This is a genomic window from Kineosporia corallincola, assembly GCF_018499875.1.
In the GTDB taxonomy this organism is placed as follows: domain Bacteria; phylum Actinomycetota; class Actinomycetes; order Actinomycetales; family Kineosporiaceae; genus Kineosporia; species Kineosporia corallincola.
This window is the reverse complement of record NZ_JAHBAY010000014.1, coordinates 184,105-210,487: the sequence shown is the minus strand read 5'-3', so window position 1 is coordinate 210,487 and position 26,383 is coordinate 184,105. Positions and strand designations below refer to the sequence as shown.

General features: G+C 71.4%; 23 protein-coding genes and 1 pseudogene. 3 read left to right on the top strand and 21 right to left on the bottom strand.

Annotated features, from left to right (window positions below; genetic code table 11):
- Positions 1-144: 144 nt before the first annotated feature.
- The 11 genes from KIH74_RS38970 to KIH74_RS28700 form a co-directional block, all read right to left on the bottom strand.
- Positions 145-1,221, bottom strand: a complete 1,077-nt coding sequence (locus KIH74_RS38970; protein WP_308114029.1) for a C40 family peptidase — start codon at positions 1,219-1,221, stop codon at positions 145-147.
- Positions 1,218-1,997, bottom strand: a complete 780-nt coding sequence (locus KIH74_RS28745) for a diguanylate cyclase domain-containing protein (protein WP_214159505.1) — start codon at positions 1,995-1,997, stop codon at positions 1,218-1,220. Before KIH74_RS28745 ends, KIH74_RS38970 begins: the two co-directional genes overlap by 4 nt.
- A gap of 78 nt (positions 1,998-2,075) precedes the next feature.
- Positions 2,076-2,705: a hypothetical protein gene (locus KIH74_RS28740; protein WP_214159504.1), complete on the bottom strand. Its 630-nt coding sequence runs from the start codon at positions 2,703-2,705 to the stop codon at positions 2,076-2,078.
- A gap of 317 nt (positions 2,706-3,022) precedes the next feature.
- Positions 3,023-3,577 carry a hypothetical protein gene (locus KIH74_RS28735; RefSeq protein WP_214159503.1) on the bottom strand — a complete coding sequence of 185 codons (555 nt, stop codon included), beginning with the start codon at positions 3,575-3,577 and terminating at the stop codon, positions 3,023-3,025.
- A gap of 145 nt (positions 3,578-3,722) precedes the next feature.
- Complete coding sequence (locus tag KIH74_RS28730; protein WP_214159502.1) at positions 3,723-4,616, bottom strand: DUF3846 domain-containing protein; 894 nt, start codon at positions 4,614-4,616, stop codon at positions 3,723-3,725.
- Between the two features lie 79 nt (positions 4,617-4,695).
- Positions 4,696-5,247, bottom strand: coding sequence for a hypothetical protein (locus KIH74_RS28725; protein WP_214159501.1), 552 nt, complete (start codon positions 5,245-5,247; stop codon positions 4,696-4,698).
- 72 nt (positions 5,248-5,319) lie between these two features.
- A complete protein-coding gene (locus tag KIH74_RS28720) occupies positions 5,320-6,327 on the bottom strand; it encodes a hypothetical protein (RefSeq protein ID WP_214159500.1) in 1,008 nt (335 codons plus the stop codon).
- A gap of 32 nt (positions 6,328-6,359) precedes the next feature.
- Positions 6,360-7,265 (bottom strand): DUF3846 domain-containing protein, encoded by a 906-nt coding sequence (locus tag KIH74_RS28715; RefSeq protein ID WP_214159499.1) that lies wholly within the window; start codon positions 7,263-7,265, stop codon positions 6,360-6,362.
- A 119-nt stretch (positions 7,266-7,384) separates the two neighbouring features.
- Entirely contained in the window at positions 7,385-7,705 is a 321-nt protein-coding gene (locus KIH74_RS28710) for a hypothetical protein (protein ID WP_214159498.1), read from the bottom strand.
- Positions 7,699-8,250, bottom strand: coding sequence for a hypothetical protein (locus KIH74_RS28705; protein ID WP_214159497.1), 552 nt, complete (start codon positions 8,248-8,250; stop codon positions 7,699-7,701). The genes KIH74_RS28710 and KIH74_RS28705 overlap by 7 nt, the downstream gene beginning before the upstream one ends.
- 487 nt (positions 8,251-8,737) lie before the next feature.
- The gene (locus KIH74_RS28700) at positions 8,738-9,970 is read right to left on the bottom strand and encodes a replication-relaxation family protein (RefSeq protein WP_214159496.1); all 1,233 of its coding nucleotides are present in this window, start codon (positions 9,968-9,970) and stop codon (positions 8,738-8,740) included.
- A 2-nt stretch (positions 9,971-9,972) separates the two neighbouring features.
- On the opposite strand from KIH74_RS28700, the gene KIH74_RS28695 reads away from it, so the two are divergent.
- Positions 9,973-10,170 (top strand): hypothetical protein, encoded by a 198-nt coding sequence (locus KIH74_RS28695; protein ID WP_214159495.1) that lies wholly within the window; start codon positions 9,973-9,975, stop codon positions 10,168-10,170.
- A gap of 272 nt (positions 10,171-10,442) precedes the next feature.
- On the opposite strand, the gene KIH74_RS38965 is transcribed toward KIH74_RS28695, so the two are convergent.
- The 7 genes from KIH74_RS38965 to arsM form a co-directional block, all read right to left on the bottom strand.
- A complete protein-coding gene (locus KIH74_RS38965; RefSeq protein WP_214159494.1) occupies positions 10,443-13,553 on the bottom strand; it encodes a TraM recognition domain-containing protein in 3,111 nt (1,036 codons plus the stop codon).
- Positions 13,550-16,525, bottom strand: a complete 2,976-nt coding sequence (locus KIH74_RS28685; protein WP_214159493.1) for a PrgI family mobile element protein — start codon at positions 16,523-16,525, stop codon at positions 13,550-13,552. Before KIH74_RS28685 ends, KIH74_RS38965 begins: the two co-directional genes overlap by 4 nt.
- A 60-nt stretch (positions 16,526-16,585) precedes the next feature.
- A complete protein-coding gene (locus KIH74_RS28680; protein ID WP_214159492.1) occupies positions 16,586-18,274 on the bottom strand; it encodes a conjugal transfer protein TrbL family protein in 1,689 nt (562 codons plus the stop codon).
- On the bottom strand, positions 18,274-18,861 hold the full coding sequence (locus tag KIH74_RS28675; RefSeq protein WP_214159491.1) for a hypothetical protein: 588 nt from the start codon (positions 18,859-18,861) through the stop codon (positions 18,274-18,276). The genes KIH74_RS28680 and KIH74_RS28675 overlap by 1 nt, the downstream gene beginning before the upstream one ends.
- Positions 18,862-19,788: 927 nt before the next feature.
- Positions 19,789-20,190 carry an arsenate-mycothiol transferase ArsC gene (locus tag KIH74_RS28670; RefSeq protein ID WP_308114028.1) on the bottom strand — a complete coding sequence of 134 codons (402 nt, stop codon included), beginning with the start codon at positions 20,188-20,190 and terminating at the stop codon, positions 19,789-19,791.
- 27 nt (positions 20,191-20,217) lie between these two features.
- A complete protein-coding gene (arsB, locus tag KIH74_RS28665; protein ID WP_308114027.1) occupies positions 20,218-21,321 on the bottom strand; it encodes an ACR3 family arsenite efflux transporter in 1,104 nt (367 codons plus the stop codon).
- A 94-nt stretch (positions 21,322-21,415) separates the two neighbouring features.
- Positions 21,416-22,258: an arsenite methyltransferase gene (arsM, locus tag KIH74_RS28660; RefSeq protein ID WP_214159489.1), complete on the bottom strand. Its 843-nt coding sequence runs from the start codon at positions 22,256-22,258 to the stop codon at positions 21,416-21,418.
- Positions 22,259-22,349: 91 nt separating this feature from the next.
- On the opposite strand from arsM, the gene KIH74_RS28655 reads away from it, so the two are divergent.
- A complete protein-coding gene (locus KIH74_RS28655; protein ID WP_214159488.1) occupies positions 22,350-22,745 on the top strand; it encodes an ArsR/SmtB family transcription factor in 396 nt (131 codons plus the stop codon).
- 20 nt (positions 22,746-22,765) lie between these two features.
- Positions 22,766-23,236: a GNAT family N-acetyltransferase gene (locus KIH74_RS28650; protein ID WP_214159487.1), complete on the top strand. Its 471-nt coding sequence runs from the start codon at positions 22,766-22,768 to the stop codon at positions 23,234-23,236.
- Between the two features lie 519 nt (positions 23,237-23,755).
- On the opposite strand, the gene KIH74_RS28645 is transcribed toward KIH74_RS28650, so the two are convergent.
- From KIH74_RS28645 to KIH74_RS28635, 3 genes and pseudogenes are all read right to left on the bottom strand, one after another.
- Positions 23,756-25,528, bottom strand: coding sequence for a DUF5635 domain-containing protein (locus KIH74_RS28645; RefSeq protein WP_214159486.1), 1,773 nt, complete (start codon positions 25,526-25,528; stop codon positions 23,756-23,758).
- Positions 25,529-25,714: 186 nt separating this feature from the next.
- A pseudogene (locus tag KIH74_RS37075) lies at positions 25,715-25,867 on the bottom strand (transposase); the annotation flags it as partial.
- 101 nt (positions 25,868-25,968) lie between these two features.
- Entirely contained in the window at positions 25,969-26,361 is a 393-nt protein-coding gene (locus KIH74_RS28635; protein WP_372492141.1) for a type II toxin-antitoxin system VapC family toxin, read from the bottom strand.
- Between the last annotated feature and the right edge of the window lie 22 nt (positions 26,362-26,383).

The following is a 26,383-nucleotide window of genomic DNA, read 5'->3' as shown; positions in this document are numbered from 1 at the left end:
GGGCAAGAGTGGGTGGGCGAGCTTGTGGTGGACGCCCAAGAGCCGCTCCGGACATTCCGGAGCGGCTCGGGATGTGACGTTGTGAGTGCGACTGGATCGAGCGGAGCCCTGAGAGCTCTGGATACTGTTGTGAGGTAGATCCTTTCAGGAGCCAACGGTGATCGTGGTGATGCCGGTCGGGCGGGTGGCTGCGATGAGGTTGTCCCAGCGGTGGTCCTCGATCCGGACGGCGGCGCCGGTGTGGGGAGCGTCGATCATCTGGTGGTTGCCGAGGTAGATGCCGACGTGGCTGATCGTGGTGCTGCCGGCACCGAAGAAGACCAGGTCTCCGGGTTGCAGCCGGTCCAGGGGGACGCGGGGTCCGTGGTCGTACTGTTGCTGCGCGGTGCGGGGCAGGGTGATGCCCGCGGCCTCGTAGGCCGCGGCGGTCAGGCCCGAGCAGTCGAAACCCCTCTCCCCCGCATCGGGTCCGTCGCCGCCCCACAGGTACGGCTGCCCCAGTTGCCGCCGGGCATAGGCGATCGCAGCGCCGACCACGTCGCCCGGGCCCAGGGACGTCGTGCACAGGTCGGCCGGGAGGGTGATGGTGCCGGAAGGGCGGGTGCCGAGCACGGTGAGCAGGACGAGGGCTGCGGCCTCGTCCTCATGCTCGGCATAGGCGGTTGCCTTGGAGGATCTTTGGACGGCCTGGGCTGCTTCAGTCAGCGGCATGCGCTGCCAGCCCTTGACATCGAGCAGGCCGGGTTGCCCGGCCTGGCCGCCGGTGTAGAACATGCGGGCGGCGGCCGCGGGAGCGGTGCGGTCTTCCTCGGGGCCCCAGGCCGCGCGTTGCTGGAAGAGCCCACGCGAGTCCGGGCCGACGGCGTCCCCGTGATCGACGTTGCGCAGGCTCGATTCCTGGATGGCGGTGGCAACCGCGACGAGCCAGCCACGCATGGGCACGGCCAGGCGACGGCCGATACGGACGATCGTGGCCGCGTTCGCCCGTTGCTCGACATCGAATTCACCGGCCAGATCGACAATCTCACGGCGCCGCTTCTGAGCCGCGTCGCCGGTGCCGCAGATGGTGCCGGTGCTGTCGAAGAGGCCGGCGGCCAGGGCGCTGGGCGCATCGCCCACGGTGGCGACGACGGCCTGAACCATCAGGGTCATCCCCACGAGCACGGCGAGAGCCGCCGCGACCACGGCCATCAGGAAGCCACCGATCTCGTCGTCGTTCATCGTGTCGGCCGGGCTCGCCGGCCGCCCGATCGGCGGTCCGGACCTGAGCTGTCGCGGGTATCGCCGACCCTGGAATCGGCCGCCGTACCGGTCAGGGCCTCCCGGATACGGCCTGCGGGATAGCAGGCATGGCGATGACCTTGGCACCCGGAAACGCGGAAGGCACTGTGGAGCACAGCCTTGCTTCCGGGAAACTTCTTGGCCTCGTACATGGCCAGATCGGCCCTCCTCAGGAGCTGGCCGGCGGTGAGGTGGCCGTCGTCCATGATCAGCCCGAGGCTGGCGGCCACCGGGATCCGGTGCCCGGCGATCTGCACGGGTGTGCTCGTGACGCGAGCCAGGAGCAGATCTGCCACCCGGTAGGTCCAGACGCCGGGCGGCGGAACGAAATCAAGCCAGAGGACGACGAACTCGTCGCCACCGATCCGGAAGACCCGGCCCTGACCGGCGGTAGCTGCCTGGAGGCGGGCTGAGACGATCTGGAGCACCCGGTCACCGGCCTGGTGACCGTGCTCGTCGTTGACGGGTTTGAACCCGTCCAGGTCCAGCAGGCCGAGCACGGTGCGCCCGCGACGAGGTACGACGAGGGCCTCGTGGAGTGCGGCGCGGTTTCCCAGGCCGGTGAGGGGGTCCCGGTGGGCGAGGGACCGGGCGCGGGCGATGTGGGCACGCAGGGTCCGGGTGCGGACCCGGTGCAGCGCCAGGAGCAGGAGCCCGGTGAGGGCGGCGAGGGTTTTCGTCGTCCATGGTTGATGGTTCGGGGTGGTGAGTTTCATGTCTCTTCCTCGGTTTCGCTGACGGTGGGTGGGGAACGGAGGTGCTCCTCACCCTGGGTTCAGGGTGAGGAGCGTGGGTCAGCCGCTGACGGCCTTGGCCAGGCCGGTGAGATCGCCCTTGCGCCAGACGTCCTGAGGGCTGATGTGCCCGTGCTGGCCGTGGACGTCGTCGTGGGCCCGGCAGACCACAGCGAAAGACACCTGGATGAGCAGGCGCTCGTAGGTGTCGAGCCCTTGCATCATGTCCAGGAGTTCCGCGCGCAGGGCGCTCAGTTGAGCCGTGCGCAGTTGTGCGAACACGTCCTGGTGGTGCGGGCCGCGGTTGAGGTACTCCGCGTCCGGTGGGAAGGCTGCGGCTTCGCGGTGTTCATGGAATTGCTGGACGAAAAAGGATCGCCACTGCCAGTGCCTCGAGACCAACCGCAGTCGTGCCGGTTTGGGCCCGTGGAAGGCCAGATGCATGTCGTGCAGGAAGCTCAGGCTCGTCTGCTGACGTGCCTGCCGGTACGTGGGGAGCTGGGTCTCGCGGATCAGCACCCGGTAACGGCGTACGACGCGTTCGACGCGGCGGTCGTAGACGGCGGAGTGCCGTAGCAGGGTGCGTATCTGCCGGAGCGAGTAGCCGCTCAGCAGCACGTGCTGCCGGGCGAGCCCCTGGCACAGCTCGTTGCGGTACCAGATTCTGGCGTTGTAGCGGTTCATGAACATGGATTCCTCCTTCGGTGGTGCAAGACGGAATGTGCCGCGCAGCAGCGGTGGAGATCCCGCGATGCGGGTGCTGCCGGCCGGGGTGCCGGAGGGGCCGACCGATGTGGGTGGGCCCGGGTGGAGCGTTCGGCGGTGCGGCCGGAAGCGGGTGGTGCGATGGTGAGTGGCCAGAATCGCCAGCGGGGAAAGACCTGGAAAAGGCACTCGTTGGATCCTGTTTCGCTGGTTGCCCTTCTGGTGGGCATGCAGTGGGCCCTGACCGGACGGTGGTCGGCTCGTCCGGGCAGGGCCCGATGTGGCTGGTGGGTGACGGTGTTTCAGCGGGGAGGGAGTTCGATGTCGCCGGGCAGGGCGGGGAGGGTGGCGTCGTCGGGGATGGCTTCCACGCGGTAGTAGCGGGTGGTGCCGACAGCGAGCGCGTTCTCCCAGGCGTGGCTGCCGTGGTGCAGGTAGTCCACGGATGCGGTGTTCTTGGGCCCGGGCGGGTAGCTGGTGCGGACGCCGAAGATGCCGGCTCCTGCGTCGAGGCGGGCGCAGCTGTGAGAGAGGGCGGCCTCGTGGGGGGTTGCGGGGCGCAGGAATTCGCCGCGCCGGTCGTCTCGGCCGAGAGGATTGGCGCCGACCCGGTACAGGTCGCCGTACGGGCCGGGAGGGAGCAGGCCCGGCTGGAGGAGCGGGGACAGCTCGTGCGTCTCGATGCGGACGCGGATGCCTTCCTGGGTGAGGTGGTGGACCAGGTCGGGGTCGGGGACGTTCCGGGTGGTGTCGGGCAGCAGCTGGCGTAACAGGGCCAGGGCGGCGGTTTCGTCGCGCAGCAGGTGGGTTCGGGGCAGGTGTTCGGCGGCGTCGAGGGTCAGGGTGGTGACGAGCACGGGTTCTCCCGAGGGGGTGAGAAGTGTTCGGGCGCAGTGGATGGCCCGGTGATGGCGGTCACCGTAGGCACGGGTCCGGTGGGTGGTCAGGCTTCTGGTGGGGTGGATGACCCACCGGAAGCCTGACCGTTGGGGGCGCGATGGGTTACGCGCCCGGGGGCGGGGTGCGGTGGGCAGCGATCGCGGCGATCTCGGCGAGCAGGTGGGGCAGGTGCCCGTCGTGGATGAGGCCGGGCACCGGCGGGATGCGGAAGGCCAGGCCGCGGTGCAGGGCCAGCCAGTCCTGGCCGTCGTCGCGCAGGTTCAGCAGGGCCAGGTCGTGCAGGTGAAAGGCTTCGCCGGCGCGCAGTCTCGCGGCCTGGACCTGGTGGGCGAGGTCGGCGACGGTGCGGCAGCCGAGGATCGCCCCGGGGCGGGGGTCGCGGTCACCGGAACCGTGGAACCCGTGCTCGTGGGCGGCCCGGACGACGAGATCGGTCAGCTGGCTGGAGGGGCCGGGGACGATCCTGCGCTGGGGCGGCTGCGGGTCCTGCGGGGTGTAGGGCTGGGTGAGGCGCGGCAGGACCCAGCGGTAGGCCTCGTACCAGTGGGCCCGGTGGGTGGTGACTCGCCAGCGGTCGGGGTGGTGGCGGTCGGGTGCCTGGATCTGGACGGGGTTGGGGGTCAGGAACAGCTCGCGCACGTCGTCGGGCAGGGGGCTGTCGGTCTGGCCGGGGGTCGGTGGGCCGGCGATCAGGACGTCGCCGTGCAGGGGGTAGCGGATCCGGCGCATGCCGGGGTGCTGGACCCAGGCCAGGGCGGTGGCCCTGCGGTTGAGCGGCATGTCCAGCTGGTGCCCGTCGGGGTTGAGGACGAGGGTCAGGCCCGGTTCGGTCAGGTCGATCCGGCGCACGTGGCCGTCGACGATCTGCTGGTACGCCGTGAGCGGGGGCTGGGGCAGGACCAGCAGGCGCAGGGGCTGCCGGTCGGCGGCGGGGATGTGCGCGACGATCAGTGACGTGCCGGGTCCGGTTTCCGGGACGGCGGTTTCGGGGTGCATCGTGGCTCCTGACGGTCATGCGAGAGAGCGCCTCCTCCCGGTGGGGAGAAGGCGCTCTCTCGGGCTGGGTGGTGAGTGCTCAGGTGGTGGGGTGGCCGGTTTCGGCCGGGACGACGCGGATCTTCTGCACCCGGCGCCATCGGCCGGCCAGGCGTACGCCGTAGCGGTAGGCCTGGCCCCAGTCGTCGAACTCCATGGCGTTGCCGAGCCAGCGCTCGGGGGCCTGGCTGGTGGAGACCTGGGCCCGGCACTGTTTGCCCTGCACCAGAAGGTCTCTCATCGGTGCCGGAACGCTGGTGAGGTGTCCTTTGCCGGGCAACCGGCGGCCCACCAGCAGGGCGGTGCCCCTGATCAGGGGCAGGCCGGTGGCGGGCCAGCGGTGGGCCCGGACCAAGTCGGTGGCCCGGATGTTCAGCGGCTGTTCCTCGTCGCCGGTGCAGCGCAGGACGGCGTCGATGCGTGGCAGCCGGATACCGGTGCCGCCTGCGCCGAGGAGCAGCCCCAGCGGGTCACCGGGAATGTGGCGAACGATGGTGCCCCGGGCGGGTTGCTCGGTGTCCCAGGGGATGATCACCGCCTGAATGCCGGCCTGTGCCGCTGGTGCGCGGCTGGGGAGGGGTTGTTGTCCCACGGATGTCTGTTCCTTCCGGTGCAAGAAGAAACGCCCCACCCGGACGGGTGGGGCGTGCGGCGAGGGCTGCTGTCACCGGCCCGGTGCCCGTGGGCCGGTGGGGTCGGTCGATCCGCTGTCCGGTGGGGTGGCCATGAGGACGGCGACGATGTGGGCGAAGGTGCCCTCGGCGACGGACGGGCGCAGTTCGGCGATGCGCAGCACCACCTGCTGGTGCATGGCCATCCATTCCTCGCGGCCGTCGGCGAGGTTGACCACGCACAGGTCCTGGTACTGGACGGCCGTACCGGCACGCAGCCGGCCGTGGGCGATCGCCTGGGCCAGTTCGTCCACCGTGGTGGTGGGGATGATGTCCTCCGGGGTGATGCCCGGTGCGCCGCGCCCGTGCAGTACCCGGTTGGCCGTGTTGACCCACCGGTGGGCGTGTTCGGGTGCGACCGCCGGCGCGATGCGCATCCGGTCGGCGTCGCGTTCCCATTCGAAGGCCTGGGCGATCAGCGAGGTGTAGGCCTCGTACCAGCCGGGGTGGACCAGGCGCCCGCGCACCCACTGCCCCGGCCTGCGCCGGGTGGTGTACTCGGCCCGGACCCACGGGGTGTGCAGGAGCAGGTCGATCAGCTGTGCCGGGGCGCTGGTGTACTGGCCAGCCGGAGCGGCTTCACGCGGCGACCCGGGCACCGGGTCAGTTGCCCGAACCACCCCGCCCGGCGCGGGAACCGGTGCCGGGTCGATGTCCGGCAGGGTGGTGCCGACGATGACCACGGTGCCGTGCAGGTGGAACCGGAAGCGGATCTGCTGGTGGTGGGCCCAGGCCAGCAGCGTGGCGCGGACGTTGTGGGTGTCCTCGGCCGGGCCACGGCGGGAGACGTCGATGTCACTGCTGAGCAGGACTGCGGGCAGGTCGTCGAGGCCGGTGGCCTGGAGCGGGCCGCCGACCAGTTTCTCCAGTGCCGCCTGCGGGTCGCCGGTGATCTGCTGCACCCACACCGGTGTTTCGGTGTGGTGCGGGATGACGACGACGTGCAGCCGGGCCGGTTCCGGCCGGCTCACCGGGCGTACGGCGTGCAGGGCGCTCTTCATGGTTCCTCCTTCGGATCGGGTGGGTGTCGCGGTCATTGCTGGGGTGCAGCCCCGGGGCCGGTGTCCCCGGCCGCGGTGGCGAGGATCGAGCGGATGAGCCCTTCCAGGCCCCCGGTCCTGGCCAGAGGCACGAGGGCCGGGACGTCGAAGACCACGCCGTCCTGGATCGCGATCCACGACTCGCCGTGCCGGGCCAGGTTGATCAGGACCAGGCTGCGGTGGTGGAAGCCGGCCCCGGCCCGTATCCCGCCCCGGCGGATCTGTGTGGCCAGGTCGGCCAGGCTCGGGCAGGTGAGAATGCGCACCCGGTCGGCGCTCTCGGGCGTTGCCCGGTGTTCGGCGAGTGTCTGCTGAGCCAGTGCCATGACCAGCTGACGGCGGCCGGTGCTCATCGTGGGCACCACCCGCAGGCGCCGGTGCTCGCCGCGCTGGGCGGCTTCCATCACGTAGGGCAGGCCCCACAGGTAGCCGCCGAACCAGTCGGGTTCGTTGCCGGCTGCTTCCCAGACCTGGGTGGTCTCGTCGTCCATGATCTGGACCTGGACGCGGGCGGGAACCGTCAGCAGTTCCCGGATTTCGGCGGGGACGGAGGTGTCGTAGCCGGTGTCGCCGACCGGCCCGACCAGCACGGTGTCGCCGACGACGTGGTCGCGGGTGCGCTGGAGGCCGGGGTGGTGGGCCCAGGTCAGGGCGGTGGCCCGCCGGTTCAGCGGCAGGCCGACGTTCTTGCCCTCCTCGTTGAGGTAGAGGCCCATCTCCGGGGTCTGGAGGGTCACGACTTCGACGGATCCGCCGACCAGGCCCTGGAAGGCGGCGAGGTTACGGCGGTCGATCTCGATCGCGGCGGGTGGCCGGTCGAGGGCGGCCGGGACGGCGAGCACGGTGATCAGATGCTCGTCGGGTTGTGCCCCGTGGTGGTGCCGGCTGCGCATCAACATGCTGTTCTCCTTCGTGTTTCGTGGGGAGGTGCACCTGCGGCCGATCGGCCGCAGGGGGTATGAAGAAGCGCCCCGGCCCCGGTGGGGTGAGGCGCTGGAAGGTTCTGCCGGCCTGCGGGTTACGCGGCGCATGCGGTGATGCGGTGCACGATCCGGGTCCAGGTGCCGTCGTCGATGTCGTCGCCGCGGTGGGCGGTGAGGTATTCGCGGTGCCCGGTGTACGGATGCTCGTAGCTGGGGGCGCTGAACCAGATGCGCGTCTCGTTGGACGTCACCGGCCAGCAGGACGGTTCGGTCAGGCCGTGGGCGATCAGATGATCGACCAGTTCGTCGGCATCATCGAATTCGTGAGACTCGCCAGTGGTGCGCTCGGGATCGTTGGCGCCGTGCGCGACGTCCTCGGGCGTCCAGTACGCCGTGTACACCAGGAGACTCAGCATTCGTGGGTCTCCTCGCGGCTGTTGTCGGCGGTGCGCAGCTGCTGCGCGCCCATCCGCAGGAGCCAGGCGCAGGCGTCCAGCCAGCTGATCGACGCCGTGAGTACGGCGTCGGGATCGTGCCGGGCGCGGAGGGTGAGATCGACGTGGCGGGCACCGGCCGGGTGATCCGCGGGCCGGGTGAGGCCGAGCAGGCGGGGTGGTGCGCTGGTTTCCCGGCCGTGGCGCAGTGGTCCCAGGACGACGGCGTCGCCACGGACGTGGGCACCGGCAGCCGCGGGGCCGCCGACGGCCAGGAGCAGGGCGGTGGCCCGGGCGTTCGTCGCGAGCGCGGTGGGCTCGTGGGTGTCCTGGTGGTAGAGCCTGGATCCTTCCTCCAGCAGCAGGCGGGTGGCGGCGCCATGGACGAGTTGTTGCAGGGCGCGGGTGGTTTCGCCGTGCAGGGTCTGGGCCCGCAGGGGCTGGGCGTCATCGGCCGGGATGATCAGGGCGGTGATCGGGTCCTGCGGTACGGCAGGGGTGACGGGTTCGGGGAAACGGGCGGTCATGTCTTCTCCTTGAGGGATGTGGGGTGCGGGCGGGCGGGCACGGCGCGACGGCCGGGACGGCGTCGGGCCACGGCGTGGTTGCCGCAGTGTGGTTGCCGCGGTGTGGTTGCCGCGGTGTGGTTGCCGCGGTGTGGATACCGGGTGGGGTTACCGGGTGGGGCGATGCCCGGAGGTGGGCAGGTGGGATCGTCACCACGGGATGGGCCTCGTAGGAGGTGGATTCGTCGTGGTGAGTGGTGGCGGTGCCGTCGTGGTGGTCCCGTGGGATGCCGGCCGACCAGCGAGCTGGTGGGTGAGGACGCCCGTGGGACGGGTGACGGGGATGCGCCGGTGTGGGCGGCACGAAAGTTGTTCCGTGGCGCGCACGGGGGAGCTGGTGGTGAAGGTGAAGTCTTCATGCTCGCCGCCGGTGTCGGGGGCGGGAAGCCCACCGGGCGGGCGCCTGGGCTGCCGGTGGGGTCACCGGCTCGGGGCTGCCCGGGCGTGCTCAGGGCAGGTCGCGTCCCAGCGGGTACAGGGGGTCCTCGTCGTCGCGGACCTGGCTCGGGTCCAGGAACGCGTTGCCCGGGACGGTCGCGGGAAGGTCGCCCAGCCGGATGCGCCGAGCGGCTCCCACCGGGAGCCAGACCGCGGCGGCCGGGCCGCCGGGGAGGCGCTCCAGCTCCTGGAGGTGGGTGGTGAGCACGGGCAGCGAAGGCGGGCTGTCAGGCCCTGCGGCCGGCGGCAGGGGGTCGCCTTCGACGTCGCTGGGTTCGGGGCTGCCGGTGCTTTCGGTGAGGATCTGGTGCAGGTGCTGTTCGCGGATCGGGCCGGGCAGGACGAACAGCACCGGCAGGGCGATGTTCTGGTCGGCGCGCAGCTGCCGGTAGGCGCGTAGTTTCCCGGTCAGGACGGGAAGTGGCTCGGTACCGCGGTCGTATTCAACGAAGAAGCCGGTCTGCCGTAGCTGTCCTTGCGGGGCGCGGTGTTCCAGGACGCCGTGCCCGTCCGGGCGCACCCGGCCCGCGATCGCGGAACTGGCGCGGTCGCTGGGCCACCAGCGGGCCAGCCGGACCTGCTCGCCAACGAGCGGCGGGGATGGTTCGCCCACCGGTGGGGCGTCGCGGGCGGACAGGTTCCAGGGGCCCGGTGTCCAGGTGAAGGACGTGCCGGGCCCGTTGAGGGTACGTGCACCGGTGATCAGGGAGACGAAGAACTGGTGGACGCCGTCGAGGTGGTCCAGCTGGGCGCTGGCGGCCACGGCCTCCATGCGCTGGCGCCAGCGACGGCCGGGCAGGACGCCCTCACCGGCGCGCCCGGCGGCCCACCGGTGGCCGCGTTCGGCCAGGACCCAGTGCAGCGGCGGCAACGGGTGCCCGGGCCGGACCCACGCCCCCGAGGCGAGCGCAGGCGCACCCGGCTGGGCGCGGAAGCTGAGGATCCACCCCTGCTCCCGCAACCGGTAGAGCCGGGTGCGCGCGGCCGCCGGCGTGGTGAACAACAGGGCCTGGATCTGCGGGCCGGTCAGGGTGGCGTGCTCGTGCAGCAGCCGCAGCAGGACCCCGTCCCGGGTGCGGGGGAAGCGGCCGGCGTCCAGCCAGGTGCGGTTGCCCGGCGAGCGCCGGGACGTGCGCCGGCGGGCGGGGGTGGCCGGCGCCGGTGGAGAGCGGTCCGGCGGCGGGCTGCCGGGGGCCGGTTCCTCCTCGGGGCCGCGTGGTGGGGGTGTGTCGTCGTCCGTCATCGGTGACCGTCGCCGTGCTGCCGGGCGCGCTGGTGGGCGGGCTGGTGGTACGGGGTGCGCCGGTGGCGGGCCCATCGCTGTGGCGGGGTGCGGCGCGCACGCCGTGGGCGGTGGGCACCGGGCGGGGTGACGGAGGTGCTGGGGCGGTGCACGAGTACGGCGAGCGGAGGCGGGGCGGGCAGCAGCGGCACGGCCGGTGACGGGCGCCGGTGTGTACAGGGGGTGAGGGATGGGTGCTCCATCCCTGTGGGGGGATCTCCCTGGGGAGATAGTCGCGTTTTGGCCGGCGCGTTCGTCGGCTGCTGGTGGGGTGGCTGACCTGCACGGATGCCCCCACCGGTTTCCTGGGGCCGGGCCGCGGGGGTGTTCGGGTCCGTAGCGGCGCGGTAGCGGCTCGGTAGCGGGTGCGTTGCTTTGTGGTTTGCGGGCCGGTTGGGCACGCAGGGTGACGGGGTGCGGTGGCGGGGGAAGCTCACGGGGGTGGTCCTTTTCGGGGGGTGGGACGCCGGTGGCCGGCCGTGCGGGCGGTGGGGTTGTCGGTGGGCAGGTCGTCGGCGTCGTGGCGGGGGCCGGTGGCGGTGATGTGGGCGCGGGCGCGTCGGCGGGCCTGCGGGTCGGGCGGGGGCATGGGGATGGTGGTGAGGGTGAAGGCGCTGGTCTCGCGGTTGGTGACCATCAGGCGGGCGGCGGCCTGGTAGTCGTCGAGGCTGGCCAGGTCGCGCCAGGCCAGCTGGGGTTCGGTGTGCTGGGCGAGGGTTTTGGCGTCGGCCGGGGAGCAGTTGAAGAAGAGCTTGTTGCGGGCGTTGGCGGCCAGGGCCTGCTCGACCTCGGCCGGGAGCTGGGCGAGGTTCTGGTGGGCCAGGACGAACGAGACCCGGTAGCCGCGGGCCTCGGCGAGCATGTCGGTGACCGAGCCGGCCATGTGCAGGACGTTGTGGGCCTCGTCGGTGTAGATCGCGCTGTCGCGACGGGCATGTTCGGGACGGCGGGCGCGGGCGGCGGCGGCCTGCCAGGCCGAGCCCAGGAGCATGGATCCCATCAGCTGGGAGGTGTTCTCGCCGAGCTGCCCCTTGGGCAGGCGGGCGATGAGGATGCCGCCGTCGAGGATCTGGCCCATGTCGAAGGTGGAGGTGCGCACCCCGATGGTGCGGCGCACGAAGTCGCGCCCGAGGAAGGCCCGCAGGCGGGCCAGGACGGGGCCGGTGACCTGCGAGCGCAGCGCCGGTGGGGTGGACTCGAACCACTGCCAGAAGCCGCCCAGGCCGGCCGGGTCGGTGAGCCCGGCGACGTAGGGGGTGCGGAAGTCCTTGTTGTTGAGCAGTTGCGGGACAGAGGTGAGGCGGGCACCCGGGCTGCGCATCAGGGTCAGGCAGCAGTTGCGCAGGACGTCGTCCATGCGCGGGCCCCAGTGGCGGGTGAAGGTGCTGGTGAAGATCGCGCACAGGTTGTCGACGAGCAGGTCGGCGTCGGCCCAGGGCAGGACCTGGAGCGGGTTGAACCCGGCGGATCCGTGCGGCTGGTCGGGGTCGATGAGGGTCAGGCGTGGCAGGGCGCCGGCCGGGAGCCGGTCCAGGACGTCCAGGGCCAGGTCGCCTTTGGGGTCGATCAGCACGACCCCGCGTCCGGCGTGCACGTCGGCGAGGACCTGCCGGCACAGCAGGGAGCTTTTGCCTGATCCGGTCGCGCCCAGCACGTGCAGGTGCTGGCGGGCGTCCTGGATCCGGATGCCGACCTTGCGCCCGCCGATCACGGCGCGGCCCAGGACCTTGACCTGCCGCCCGCCGGAGGGGATCAGGACCGGGGCGGGCACGGCGCGGGCGCGGGCCCGGTCCAGGCCGGGGACGGCCTCGTCGGTGGGCAGAGCGGCCATCGAGGCCAGTTCCGGGCCGGCGACGATGAAGGCACCCGGGCGGGAGCCGTCCATACGGCGTGCGGCCAGGACGCCCACCGGCGAACAAATTGTGCTGCGGTGCAGACCATTACGTCCGTCGTGCACGGCCAGGGCCGAGGTCAGGGCGTGGGCGAGCAGGTGCATGCGGGCCTGGAGCGGGTCGTCGCGGCGGCGCTGTCCTGGCCTGCGAACGGGCGGGGGCGGTTGAGGGCCGAGCCGCACGACGGCGACGCGGATACCGACTTCCCACAGCGGGCCGGTGCGGACCTTCTCCAGGGCGGGGCGGGTGTCCTGGTCGCGTAGGGGGTTGCCGGCGGCGGCCCGGGCTGCGCCGGGGGCGGGCGCACGGCCTCTGCCGGTGCGGGAGCCGGAGGCGACGTCGATCAGCACCTCGACCGCACCCAGCAGGCCCCGCAGGGCGAGCAGCAGGAGCTGGGGGACCCAGGCCGCGACGGCGGCCGGGCCCGGGAGCTGGTGTTCGCGCCGGCCGGTCTTGAGGCCGACGGCGCCGGCCCGGACCCGCCGCACGGTCCGGGGGCCCGGGCGGCGCACGAGGATCTGGACGCAGGCGCTCTCGGCCCCGTTCAGGCCGGCGCCCTGCTCGATCATCGCCCGCAACGGGTCGACGCCGTGCTCGGTGCGGACCCGGAACACGTACCACCCCGGCAGCCTGGCTCCCAGGTGGCGGCCCGAGGCCGCCTGCACGTACCCGCCCGGCAGGTGCGGGTAGGCGCCGTCACCGGGTGGGGGCAGGGCCGGGTTTCTGGTGACGTCGGTGTCGTCGTCGCGAGTGGGTCCACCGGCGTCCATCCACCGGTCGAATCCTCGCTGGAGCAGGCTCCATGCCCGGGTGCGGTGCGGGCCTGTCGAGGTGGAAGGCCCGGCCGTGGGCCGGTTTGCCGGTGGGGGCACCGGTGGGCTCACCGACTGCCGGGATGTCGCCCGGCGGTGGGACACCGCGCGTCGCCGGCCTCGCCGGTGCAGCCCGTCATGACCGCCGGCACCTGGGACGCCGTCGGGCGGCGTGGCAGCGGCCGGTCCGTGATCATCCGGTCCGCCGGTCGTTGTCTCATCGGCCGGACGGCGGTCGCCTGATCCGGGGTCGATTGGTCCGTGGCCGGCTGGTCCATGGTCCACCGGTCCGCCGCCGGCCGGTGCGGTGCCGAGTCCCAGGGGTGGGCGAGCGTCCCGGATCGTGGTGGTGGCACCGGGCCAGGCCGCGCGGACCGCGGCAGCGAACGGGCTGACCGGAACGGTGGCGGGGATCCACAGCACGATGCTCAGTTCGCGCCCGGCCCAGCGGTATTCGACAGCGATGTGCGGCGGACCGTACAGCAGGCGCCGCCAGCCACCGCGCCGCAGCAGGGCGGCGGCCTGCGCCCACCACAGCTGCACACCGGCCGGATCGACCTCGACCGGTGGTCGCACGAGGATCTCCTGAGCGCCATCGAGCATGCGCCGGTGCCGCCAGTCCTTCCAGGCGCGCCGCGCGTGCCGGGCCTCGGCCGCCAGCAGCACGAGCAGCGCCACCACCAGGACCATGAGCAACGGATCCGCCAGCACGCCCGCACCCCACCGGCCGACACGGCCGGCCAGGCCGGCCAGGCCGGCCACCGGGTCAATCAGAAATTCGCCGGCCGGATCGTCGAGGCGGTAGAAGGACTCCGTCGGGCCGAAACCGTCGCTGATCACCCTCGCTCCCCCACCCGGCCGGCGCGCTGCCGGGCCGATGACCGGGCCGATGACGGGGCCGATGACGGGGCCGGAGGCCGGGTGATCGGGTCGGGTGGGGCGGCGGCGATGGGGTGCTCGCGGGGCGAGGCGACGATGTCGACGGGCACCCGCGCCTGCGCCAGCAGCAGTCCCTGCCCGCGGCGCGCGGTCAGCAGGAAACCGGCCTCGCCGGGGCTGAGCGCACAGGCCCGCACCAGCCGGTCGATGGCCTGCGGCGCCTGGCGCAGCAGGAGCACGCTGGCGCAGTTCGCCAGGACCACCTCCCCCAGCTCGGTGTTCAGCAGGTCGGCGACGTCGGTGGTGATCAGGACCAGCCCGGCCGTGCGCTTGCGGGAGCGCTTGGCCAGCCGGGCCAGAAACGCCGCGCCGGCTGGTTCCGCCAGCAGCAGCGACGCCTCGTCCACGACCACCAGTTGCCGCACCGTGCCGGGCCGCACGCCCGGATGCCGGTCCTGGCGCGCCACCGGGCGTGGGGTGGGGCGCACCTCCTCGTCGTCCACCATCAGTTCTGACGCCGGACGGTCTTCGCCGGTGGAACTCTGCCGGTCGATCGAGCGCCAGATCGCGTCGACGGCCAGCATCATGCCGACGGGGCGCAGCTCCTCGGGCAGCAGCCGGGTCGACCAGACCACCAGGTGCCCGCCCTCCCCCTGCGGGTCAAGCGTGTCGACGGCACCGGGGGCGTCGAACAGGCCACGGAAGGATCCGCCGACCCAGGGCATCAGCCGGTCCCGGAGAGTGGCTGCGGCGCGTGATGATTCATCATCCTTCCCGGCCTCACAGCCTGCGCCGACCGCCGTCACGAGGTCATGCAGGCGGGGAGCCGGGCGCTGCCAGGTGGCCGGGTCGGCGGTGATCCCGGCCCGGGCGTAGGTGGCGATGATCGCCCGGTCCAGCACGGTTCTCGCCGTCGGATCGAGGGTCTCGGTGAGCATGACGTCAATGAGGCTGTGCAGGGCCAGGCAGCGGCGGGTGAAGGCGTCGGGATCCCCGGCGGGCAGGCTCATCGGGTTGACCCGCACTCCGGGCGCACCCAGCTCGATCACCGTCCCGCCGATCTGCCGCGCCAGTTCGAGGTATTCGCGTTCAGGATCGATGACGCACACCCGGGTCCCGGTGTACAGCTCACGCAGGATCGTGGTCTTGGCCGCATAGGACTTCCCGGCACCGGAACGGGCCAGGACGATCTGATTGTGGTTGTCCAGCGCCCACCGGTCCGAGGTGACCACCCCACCGGTGACCAGGTTCAGCCCCGTCAGCACGCCAATGTCGCGGCCCCCGGTGTCGCACGGCAGGGACGCGGGCACGTCGGGGGCGGCCAGCGGGCAGGCCGCGGCGAGCGCATCGGTGTCCATGATCCGTTGCGCTGCGGTGGATCCGGCGCCGATGGGCAGGCTGGAGATCCATCCCTCGCGCTGGCGCCAGGTCATCACGTGGGTCTCCAGCAGCAGGGACGCGGCGTGGGCCCGCAGGTCCGCCACCGCCGCGCCCAGAGCCGTCCGGGTCGGCGCGTGGACGGTGACGGTGAGGGTGGTGGTGAACAGCCGGGAAGCGCCGCGGGCGATCTTGTCGGCCAGGTCGCCGGCGTCCTGGGTGACGGCCTCCAGCAGCGGGTCGTCCAGGCTTCCCCGGTCGGCGGCCAGGCGCCGGGCCGACTCGGCGCGGATGCGGCGCCGGCGGATCCGGCTCGCGGCCGCCGGCGCGGACATCGGGCTCACGTGCAGAGCCACGTCGATCACCCCGGGCCAGGACGTCAGCGGCTCGATCCACGCCATGCCGACCTCGTCCGGGTAGCCGGTGACCGCGACGCTCGCCGACCAGAGCGGCCCACTCCAGGGCGAGGTGCGGTGCACGTGGTCCGGGCCGGCCTCCAGCAGGCCCACCGGTAGGTCGACCTGACTCTCCTGCCAGGACTCGTGTTCCGGCCGGTTCTCGTCGTCGTCCAGGGCGATCGGGTTCCAGGTGCGGTGCAGCAGGGCGCGGACCTGCGCGCCGTCGAGCAGATGTGCCCGCACGCCGAGGCTCTCGATGTCGGTGGCGGTGCGCAGGGCCCGGGTGATCGCCTCGGCGGCGGCGCGGGCCGAGACCCGGGGCCCGGCGGCGGGCGCGGTTCGTCGTCCCCTGGTGGGTTCGGTTGAATGACGTGTGCGGGTGCGCCGTTTCCGGGTGAGGACGGCGAACAGGTTCTCCGCGCCGGAGGCCGCTCCCCCGCTACAGACGATCAGCGCCTGGCGTTGCAGGGGCCGGTCGGATTCGTGGATGTCGAGCAGGAACTCGGCGTGGTCCAGGGCGATCCCGGCCAGGTCCGGGTGGGGCAGGGCGAGCGCCTGCTCACCGATACCGACGGCGTGGGCGGCCAGGTCGGTCGGCCGGTTCTGGAGGAGGATCTGCACCGGCCCGGACAGGCCGTTGAGCCAGCGGGCCGTCCCGGCGGCCAGGACGGCGTCGTCGGTGTTGGTGCTCAGGGCGTTCGGGATCGTGGTGACCGCCAGCACCGCCACATGCCGACCGTCGGGGTGCACGATCACCCCGTCCTCGGTGATCGCCGCGACCGGCGCCCCTGAAAACATCTGCCTCGCCGTGGACTTGCCGGACGCCGGTGGTGGGGTGAGGTCGAGGGCGAGGCTCAGGCGGCGGGGCGAGAGGCGGTGGGCGAGCGCCGCGACCAGCCAGCGATCCAGGCTGATGCCGTCGCGGCGGGCCAGGGCCACCGCGACCCCGGCGGCCAGGACCGGGACGGTGAACGTCAGCAGCACCGGCCCGGACACCTGTCCCAGCAGCGTTTTCCAGGCCACGTAGACCGGGACGGCGAACACCGCGACCACCGTCACCTGGCGCATACTCAGCCCGGCGAAGACCGGGTCGGGGGTGTCCAGGTCGGCGGGAATCCTGGCCCGGACGGGCGGTTCGGTGTCGGAGGGCATGGTCATGGTGGGATCTGCGCTCCCTGATCGGATGGTCTGCCCGCGGCGCTTCGGCCGGGTGGGTCATCAGTTCGGCGTGCCGGGCTCCTGCGGGCCCCGGCGCGGTGCGCGCCGGGGCGGCGTGGCGCCGGGAACGTCCGTGGGACGCGGCTCGGGTGTCCTGCCCGGGACACCGGTGCGAGGGTCACGACGCGGGACGGATCGAGGAGTGGATCGCGATGACGGGGCAGGCGCCCGGCCGCGGCTGCGCGCGGCCGGCAGGCCGGTGTCCCGATCAGCGCTCCTGCGCTGCGTTTTCGCCTCTTGGCCCGCCGGCCTCCTACGCACAGGCGTTGCGTCACCGGCCGTCCGAAACGGCCTGGCCTGCTGAGTCCGCCGGGCCGGCGGATCCTGATGGGCGGGCGACGCCGGCCGGTACCGTGCCGGGCGGATGCCGGCGATCCGGGCGGGACGGGCCGATTCCTGCGCCACCGTGCGCCCGGCCAGACGGGAGCGGCGACGGGCCTGGTCCAGGCGCTGGCGAGCCAGTTCCTGGCCGCGCCGCAGCCGGGCGGCCCGGAACTGCTCACGCGCCTGACGAGCCCTCGAGCGTCCCGCCACGGCCGGGCCCCGCACCGTGACACCCTGCCCGGCAGGAGTTTTCACCCGGTTCGATGTGTTCGGACTGCCCGGCGCGCTCACACGGCGGGTCATCCACGGCTTCTGCTGACCGCTCGCACCGGCGGCACCGGTGCCGCCGGAGGTACGGCGGAACGAGGCAAGTTTCTTCGCGTGCACACCTTTTCCGATCGTCGAGGAGGAAAGTGCCGTGGCGGCGAGATGCTGGGCGCGACGGGTGCGGTTCCAGCGGGCGATCATGGTGACCGGCCGGCGCCAGCTCCCCACGACCTGGTTCACCAGGACGTACCGGGCGACCGTGCTGAGCGGGCCGGAACGGTTGCCGCCCGCGCTGGGCAGGAACCGGCGCACCAGCGAGGGCACCCGCACCACGCCGATCAGCAGGCACAGCACCAGGATCATGTTCGTCAGGACGTCGCTGCGGTCGAGGTCACCGGCCCCGGACAGGTCCGCGTCCGGCACCAGCAGCATCTGAAGGCCCACCTGCAAGGCCACCGACTGGCCCACCACCGTGACCACCATCGCCATCAGATACCGCCACCAGGCGAGCGCCACCTGCTCCAGCCACGGCAGCCCGTGACAGGCCAGGGCCAGCGGCCCCAGCCCGGCCGCCAGGCACAGGCCCAGGAACCGCATCCCCCAGCTGACCACCAGAACCACCAGCAGGACGACGATCACGACCTGCACGGCCAACAGCACCAGCAGCATCTCCGGATGCTGGTCCACCTGCCGTGACAGGGCCTCGGAGGTGTCCAGCTCCGACAGCGCCTGCTCCCCCGAGGGTGCCAGCGCCACCACCAGCGCATTGCCCGCGGTGACGAACTGCTCCACCACCCAGGTCGACAGGTGCGCCGCGACGAACCCCAGCACCAGCCGCGGCCACAGCTCCCGCACCGAGTACGCCGCCTGCACGCTGCCGTGGGTCATCGCGACCAGCCCCGCGACGGCCACCAGCACCACGTACCCGACCTGGACCACCCGCAGCGAGCGCGCCACCAGCTCCAGCACCGGCCGCTGCCCCGTCACCTCCGGAAGCCGCAGCACCAGATCGCTGACCAGGGCCAGCAACTTCGTCAGCGGCTCGACCAGCAGCCCGGCGAACTCCTCGAGGATCCCCCCGACCACCCAGTCGACCATCAGCCGACCCCGGCCAGGGACCGCAGGATGTCCACGATCTGCGGCGCCAGCATGGTCACCAGGAATCCCAGCGCGCTCGCCCCGGCCGCCCGTCTGGCCCGGTCCATGTCCGCCGGCTCGCGCGCGAACAACCCCATGAACCCGGCCACGGTCAGCATCAGCACGCCCACAACCCCGGCCATGGCCCGCAGCCAGTTCGTCGCGTTGTTGACCACTCGCGGCAGCGAGTCGGCCTGACCCGGGTCCTCGAACGGCTCCTGAACCGAGGCCCTGCGCACCAGCGCCGTAGGGGCTGTCCCCTGCATCACCGCCAGCGGTCGGCCGGTCCCGGTGCCCTCGTCCAGGTTCACCGGCAGGGACCGTGCAGGGGTCACGTGCGCGACGGTCATCTGCCCGACGCCCCTGGTCACCGCCAGGCTCACGTCCGGTTGACCCACCGGCGCGGCGACCCGGGCCAGGTCCACGCTCCCCGGGGCCGTGCAGCGCTGGGCCCTCGCCCCGGCGAACTCCAGCAGGGCCACCAGGACGACCCCCGCCCCGACGAAGGCCAGGAACATGACGAACCCCAGGCACGAGTAACGGGTCACCCGGCGGCACCAGGTCGCCTGTCCACCGTGACCGGTCACCGTCGCGGCAGGCAGGTCACATCCGTGACCCCGGCCGTGACCCCGCCCGCTGACCCGCCGACCGTCCCCACGGGTCACCACTGGCCGGCGCCGGGCGCACGCACGGCGCCCGGCAGAAGGCCAGGAGCGCGCCCGGTGCCGGCCCGTCCCGGAGGCCGGTCGCCACTGCCACCTCGGCCGGTGTCCCCCGGCCGGCTCGGCGCGATGCACCGGCCCGCCCGGCCGCCGCCGGGGCGTGCGGAGACGACACCGCCGCCTCACCGGCCTGTGTGCCCAGGAACCGCGGTGGACGCCGCGCGCCAGCTGACCGGCGCAGCCCGCGGCGGGACCCACGTCCGGTCCGCGTTCTGCACCGGGGACCGGACGGGACGGGTCGTCATCGGACGACGAGCGGGGTGGATCTTCTGGGGACACGGCGCACCTCCATCACCGTCGTGCCACCTGCGGGCGGCACGACGGTGAGAGCGAATCGACGACGGACGCCGGCAGCAGTCACCGCGGCGGGTACGCACCGCACTCTCGCGTCGATACCTATTGCGCCAGAAGACAACCCGTCAGATTCTGGGCCACGCGTGGTGCCACCCGACGCCCACCGGCCCGGCCCTCACCCGCCCTTGGACCAGAGCTGTCGGACGCGGGACAGCGCGTCATCGGCCACGCCCTCGGCCGCCTGTGGGCAGCAGGTCAGTATCCGGGCAACCCGGCGGGCCACTCGACGGCTCACCGGCAGGCCTACGTGACGGGCCACCGGCAGGCCCACCGGATCACCCGACAGGCATGCAAGTCCTGACCGCTCGCCCCATCGTCACTTCGCCACACCGCAGAACGCCGGCCGGGTCAGGCGCTCCTGCCCCGAAGCCCTTGCCCCGAACTTTGTCGGCGGTGGTCTCAGATGCCGAGTTCGCGTAGCAGGGTGGTGACGCGGGTGGTGATGTCGTCGCGGACCAGGCGCATGCGTTCCATGCCCTCGATCCCGCGGGCAGAGGGTTCGTCGGTCTCCCACGTGACCACCGGGGTTCCGGCGACGGGCTCGACGTGGGCCTCGCTACCCAGGACCACGACCAGATCGGCAGCGGCGACCATGTCCTCGGTCAGGGCCTTGGGTACGCCGCCACTCATGTCGGCGCCGACCTCGGCCAGGGCCTCGATGGACTGGGCGTTGAGTTTCGTGCCCGGCTCGGTGCCGGCGGAGTCGACCTCGATACCTGGGCCGGCGTGCTGGCGCATGAGGGCGGCGGCCATCTGGGACTTGCCGCCGTTGCGGACGCAGACGAACAGAACCTTGGTCACGGTTGTGCCTGCCTTTCAGGAGCTGCTTCAGGGGGTGGGAAGAGCCTGCGGGTAGTGGCGGCGGCGTAGCCACAGCGCGACGTAGACCAGGGCGACCAGGACGGGAACCTCGATCAGCGGGCCCACCACCCCGGCCAGAGCCTGCCCACTGGTGACGCCGAAGGTGCCGATCGCCACGGCGATCGCCAGCTCGAAGTTGTTGCCCGCCGCGGTGAACGACAACGTCGTGGTCTTGGCATAGCCGAGGCCCAGGGTGCGGCCGAGGACGAAGGAGCCGCCGAACATGAGCACGAAGTACGCCAGCAGCGGTAGCGCGATCCGGGCGACGTCCAGGGGCTTACTGGTGATCGCGTCGCCCTGGAGGGCGAAGAGCATGACGATGGTGAACAGCAGCCCGTACAGGGCGACCGGCCCGATCCGGGGCAGGAAGCGGGTCTCGTACCAGGTGCGGCCTTTCGCGCGTTCGCCGATCGTGCGGGTCAGGTACCCGGCCAGCAGCGGGATGCCGAGAAAAACCAGGACGCTCAGGGCGATCGCGCCGACCGAGAAGGTGATGCTGGTGGTGGACAGGCCCAGCCAGCCGGGCAGGACCTGGAGGTAGAACCAGCCCAGACCGGCGAACGCCACGATCTGGAAGACACTGTTCAGCGCGACCAGGACGGCTGCGGCCTCGGAGTCGCCGCAGGCCAGGTCGTTCCAGATCAGGACCATGGCGATGCACCGGGCCAGGCCCACGATGATCAGGCCGGTGCGGTACTCGGGTAGGTCGGGCAGCAGGAGCCAGGCCAGCGCGAACATCACCGCGGGGCCGATCAGCCAGTTCAAGGCCAGTGAGGCGGCCAGCAGGCGGCGGTCCCCGGTGACGGCGGCGGTCTGGCTGTAGCGGACCTTGGCCAGCACCGGGTACATCATAAGCAGCAGCCCGACCGCGATCGGCAGGCTGACTGAGCCGACCTTGACCGAGTCCAGGGCATCGTCCAGGCCGGGCACGGCCCGGCCCAGGATCAGTCCGAGCAGCATGGCCGCGAGGATCCAGACCGGCAGGAACCGGTCCAGCACCGACAGGCGGGCCGTCACCGGTGCCTCATCGAGCGCCGCCGGCGCGGGAGCAGACGTGGGAGTGGAGCTCACAACGGATTCCTTGATCTGTGCGTGTGGGCCGCAGCGGCGCCGGGACCGCAGCGGTCGCCGGCGTCGCATGGGTATGGCAGCGATGAAAGCGGACTCAGCAGCAACTGGCCGGCATGCCGTCCTGGCCGACGACCGCCAGGAGCTGAGGCGCGTCAGCACGCTTGATCGCCCGGATGATCGCGCCGTGCATACCGGGGACAGCCTCGTGGGTGAACTCGACCTCGGCATCGGTGAAACCGGCCGCCGCCAGGCCCTCGAGGTACTCGCTCTTGGACAGGGCCCCGGCGATACAGCCGACGTAGCTGCCTCGTTCGGCCCGTTCGGCCGGGGTGATGTGGTCCTCGGCCACCACGTCGCTGATCCCGATCCGGCCGCCGGGTACCAGGACCCGGAACATCTCGGCCAGCACGGCGCTCTTGTCGGTGGACAGGTTCACCACGCAGTTGCTGATCACTACGTTGATCGAGGACGCGGGCAGCGGGATGGCCTCGATCTGGCCCTTGAGGAAGTCGACATTGATGGCGCCGGCTTTGGCCGCGTTGGAGCGGGCCAGGGCCAGCATCTCCTCGGTCATGTCGAGCCCGTACGCCCGGCCGGTCGGGCCGACACGGCGGGCGGACAGCAGCACGTCGATCCCGCCGCCGGAGCCCAGATCCAGGACCCGGTCGCCCTCCTTCAGGGACGCCACGGCCATCGGGTTCCCGCAGCCCAGCGACGCGGCCAGCGCCTCAGCAGGAAGCCCTTCCACCTCGTCGGAGGCATAGAGGCCGGCACCGAACGAGCCGTCGAGGGCCATGGAGTCTGCGGCGGCGTCCGGGCCGCAGCACGAGGCAGAAGCGGCCTGAGCACCGGTGCTGGTCACGGCGACGGCTGCGGCGGCGTAGCCGGCCCGGACCTGTTCACGCAGCTCATCGGACGCTGTAGTCGGTGGCGTCATGATCACCACTCCTAGAGATAGACGCTCGTCGATGTCCTGATCGTGGCGCAGGGATCGACAAACGTCAATGTCCTGGCTCAGACTGTTCCCCATGACGTCCGTGCAGATCGCCCGCCCGCAGATCGCCCTCCAGGCCCCCACGGCCGAGGACGCGGCGTGCTGCACCCCGACCGGCAGCGGGCCGATCCACAGCGCCGAACAGGCGCAGAAGCTGGCGAGCCTGCTCAAGGCGCTGGCCGAGCCGACCCGGCTGCAACTGCTGTCGCTGGTCGCCGCGCACGAGGGCGGCGAGGCGTGCGTGTGCGACCTGACCGAACCGGTCGGGCTGTCCCAGCCCACGGTCTCGCACCACCTGAAGATCCTGGTGGACGCCGGCCTGCTCACCCGCGAAAAGCGCGGCGTGTGGGCCTACTACACCCTCGTGCCCGAGCGCGTGAGCCAGATCGCCGCGGCTCTGGGCGACTTCACCACGCCTCAGAGTTCGTAGTCCGCTCCGTGATTGTGCCGATGACTGCCGCGCATGCCGAGCAGGTGCTGGCTATCTATCAGGCTGGGATCGACGAGGGCAACGCCACTTTCGAGACTGCTGCCCCCGGCTGGCCCACCTTCGATCAGGGCAAACTGCCCGGGCACCGTTTCGTCGCCGTTGAAGACGGCGCGGTCGTGGGCTGGGTCGCTGTCAGCAAGGTCTCCGACCGGTGTGTCTACGGCGGAGTGGTCGAGCACTCCGTCTACGTTGCGCCCGACGCGCGAGGTCGCGGGGTCGCTACCAGCCTGCTCAAGGCCCTCATCGATTCCACCGAAGCCGCCGGGATCTGGACCATCCAGTCCGGGATCTTCCCCGAGAACATCGCCAGCCTGAACCTCCACCAGCGGCTCGGGTTCCGCACCATCGGCACCCGTGAACGCATCGGCCGCCACCACGGCCTCTGGCGTGACGTCACCCTCGTCGAACGCCGCAGCCCCAACATCACCTGAGCGGCCCGACGCACATCGCCTGCGCTCCAGCGAGGCACTTCGGGGAGCGCGATGCTCGCCCTCCATAGCGCCTCCCCGCCGGTGAACGGCCCCATGCTGGGCACCTATTGGCTGGGGGTGTCTCATCATGCCCAACTGGAGACTACCTGCGGGGCGATCCATCTGATGGCCGGCCCGCGGCGCGGCCTTGTTCGTCCGGGTCACAGCGAACCAGGAAACCCTGCACAACCAGCTACGGCGCCTAGACTGGAAAGACTGCCCCGTCGGTCACTGCACCCGCACCGCCGCTCATGGCCGCCGCGAGACCCACACCCTGAAAACCGCCACCCTACAGACGCCTCTGGCGTTGGTGTTCCCGAACGCGGCGCAGGCTGTGAGCATCACCCGCACCAGGACCATCAAGGGCAAGACCACCCGCGAGACCGCCTACATGGCTTCCGGCATCGTTCCAGAGCGTCCAGGGCCGAACGGTTTGACCGGTACCCGCTGTTCGACGGCGCTGAGCGTGCCGTCCGCGCTTCAGAGATCCGCCAGAACGAAGTGCGCGCGACGCCCCTGTGTGGTCCCACGCCGCACGATCCCCTCACCTTCCATCCGAACCAGCATGTTCAGGGCCCCCTGCGTCGTCAGTCCGGTGATGGCCGCCAGTTCACCACTCGACATACGCCCGGCAGCAGCCACATAGGCGCGAACCAGTTTCTCCGCGGCCCGCGGATCCGGCCGGTGCCATCCCAGTAGGCCCCGTCGCTGCGCTTGTTCCAGCGACCGAGGGTCCCCGGTCGCCCGGCGGACAATTCCCCGGGCCGGGAGCCACGGGCCCGCGGGTGTGGACCGGATCATGGACTCGTCGTCCACGGAACAGGCGGCCAGAACGTCGAGTCCCTCTTCAGCCTCCTCTACCGGCACCTGCAGCAGTGCAGCGAGCGTCTCAGCGGTCAGGAACCCGTCGCGCAGCATCACGTGCAAGCCGATGGCCACGCGAAGGTCCCGCTGCCGATCGGCGGGAGAAACCGCCCCGAGGGAGACCATCACTGCCGACAGCGGCTGCCCACCGACGAGACGGGTACGCACCTGGGGCCCGGGTTCCTGCCGGATGACGGGCGGTCGATGACCGAGGGAGATCATCTCCCGGTACATACGATCCACGCCGATCCCCTGGCGCTCCACCAGGCCCATGGCACGGGCCAGGTCGGCGAGCGCCGGATTACGTGAATAGCGGGCTGAGAGAACGGACTCACTGGTCACACCGCCGGCGAATCCTCCCGGGGAGACGACATCGAGGCTCGCGTCAGCCACGACCCAGGTCAGATGGACCGGTTCGAGGGGTAGCCAGTCACGGTGAACGATCGCGTTGAGCAACGCTTCGCGCACTGCCGGCCAGGGAACCCTGCGGATCGGATCAAGTTTCAGACCCGACTGAAGCACCACCGAGCTGTCGAGCGCGTCGAGGCGAGTCTCGATCTCCCCCAGCTGCTCGACCAGACTCAAGCCCGACAGGTCAGGGGGCCCCGAGATGACGTCACCACCGACGACGTCGAGTACCGCCAGTTCCAGTACCGTGCGGGGGGCGGGGCAGAACATGTGGACGCCGGCCGCAGTCAGGCGCCCGCTGGGAAGGAGTACTCCCAATCGGGTCAGGTACTCGCGATCGCTGTGATCATGCTGGTCGTTCTTGCCTACACCACGAAGAAGGCGTCTCGTGGCGGCCATCGCTCCCTGACTGACAGCCGACACCGTCCTGGAGGTCTCCGCCGCCAGAGGGTCGCTCCCCTGCCTGCGCAGCCGCTCGGCCCACCACTCCGACCTGTCGACCGGAGCACAACTGGTGCCGACCCTCCACCGCAGCTGGTCCTTGGTGTTCTCAGCCGGTTCACGCGACTCGGCAACCATGATGGCCAGTAGGCGCGTACCGTCCGGCAGCCATCGCTCATCAACCGCCGGGGCCAGGTCCACCCGTTCGTGGATGCGATGGCGAAGCCAGTCCCGTTCCGAGGCCGCCCCGATCAGGCGGCCGTCATCCGCAATCCCCACAACCAGTGCGCCGCCACCCGGCGTATTGGCGAGGCAGGCGACCTCGTCCGCCAGCTGAGAAGCGACGGCCTCGCTTCTGGGCTGCCCCGGCACCACTACCCCTCCCCGAGCACGACGGCCGGCCTCCTCCTTGAAGTCGACGCCTTCGACCTCGACCGCATCAGCACTGGCTCCCGCGGCAAGCAGCGCCAGCGCCTGATCGACGGCAGCAGAAAGCCTTCGTCGGTCTTCCCAGACTTCCCCACCAGGCTGGATCGCCAACTCATCCCCTCCCAGGAACGCGCACTTTGGGTTTCCACGTTACTAAACCCCAAGTCCTTGCGCCACGCGCGCTCGAGCTGGTGTCGGCGCGTGCCTGTCATATAGACGGCTCTGTGCGCAAGAACGGTGGTCGTGGCGCCCAGTGCTATCTCTGTTGAGCAGAGATGCGTTGCCGAATCGCGGAGACCCAGCTCTCCCGTACATCTGTCGTTTCAGGAGCTTGATCTTCGTGTTCGTCCCCTCAGTCGGACCGTTGCTGTACTCCAGGCTCAGGGCCGCCGTGACGGCGACCTGGTCCTGGCGCAGGCCGGTGCCGAAGCTCCTCAGAGGAGGCTGTTCGAGCGCTTGTGCGGCTTCCATTCAACCGGCGAGCTTTTCGCAAAGGGGCGGCCGATGGCGAACTGGAAGCAGGAGAGCGCCTTCGGGTTGCAGGAGGCTCGTTACCGGATCCCGCCGGGAAGCATGGGACGGACCACGGGGACCACTTCCAGAAGGCGGTCGAGGCCGGCGAAGTCGTCAGGGTTCGTGGTGAAAAGGGGCAGACCTCCGGAAATCGCAGTCGAAGCAATCATCAGGTCCGCAATTCGCCGCCGTGGCTTGCGGCCGGCAGTTACAACTGCGCAGACCAAACGCCCGTAGACGCGCGCAGTTTCCGTTTCGAGCGGGATGGGGTCGGATTCCTGCTCCGCATGCCGAAGAATCTCCATCCGCCGAGCGCGTTCGTCGTACCCAGTTTGTTCGGTGTCGGCGCAGAGCTCCTGCGGTAGAGCCGGTATCTCCGCAAGGGTGACGGCGCTGATCGTCATCTCGTCGGGCAGCTGCGCTGGATCGATCCAGCCTTACAGGGCCAGGGTA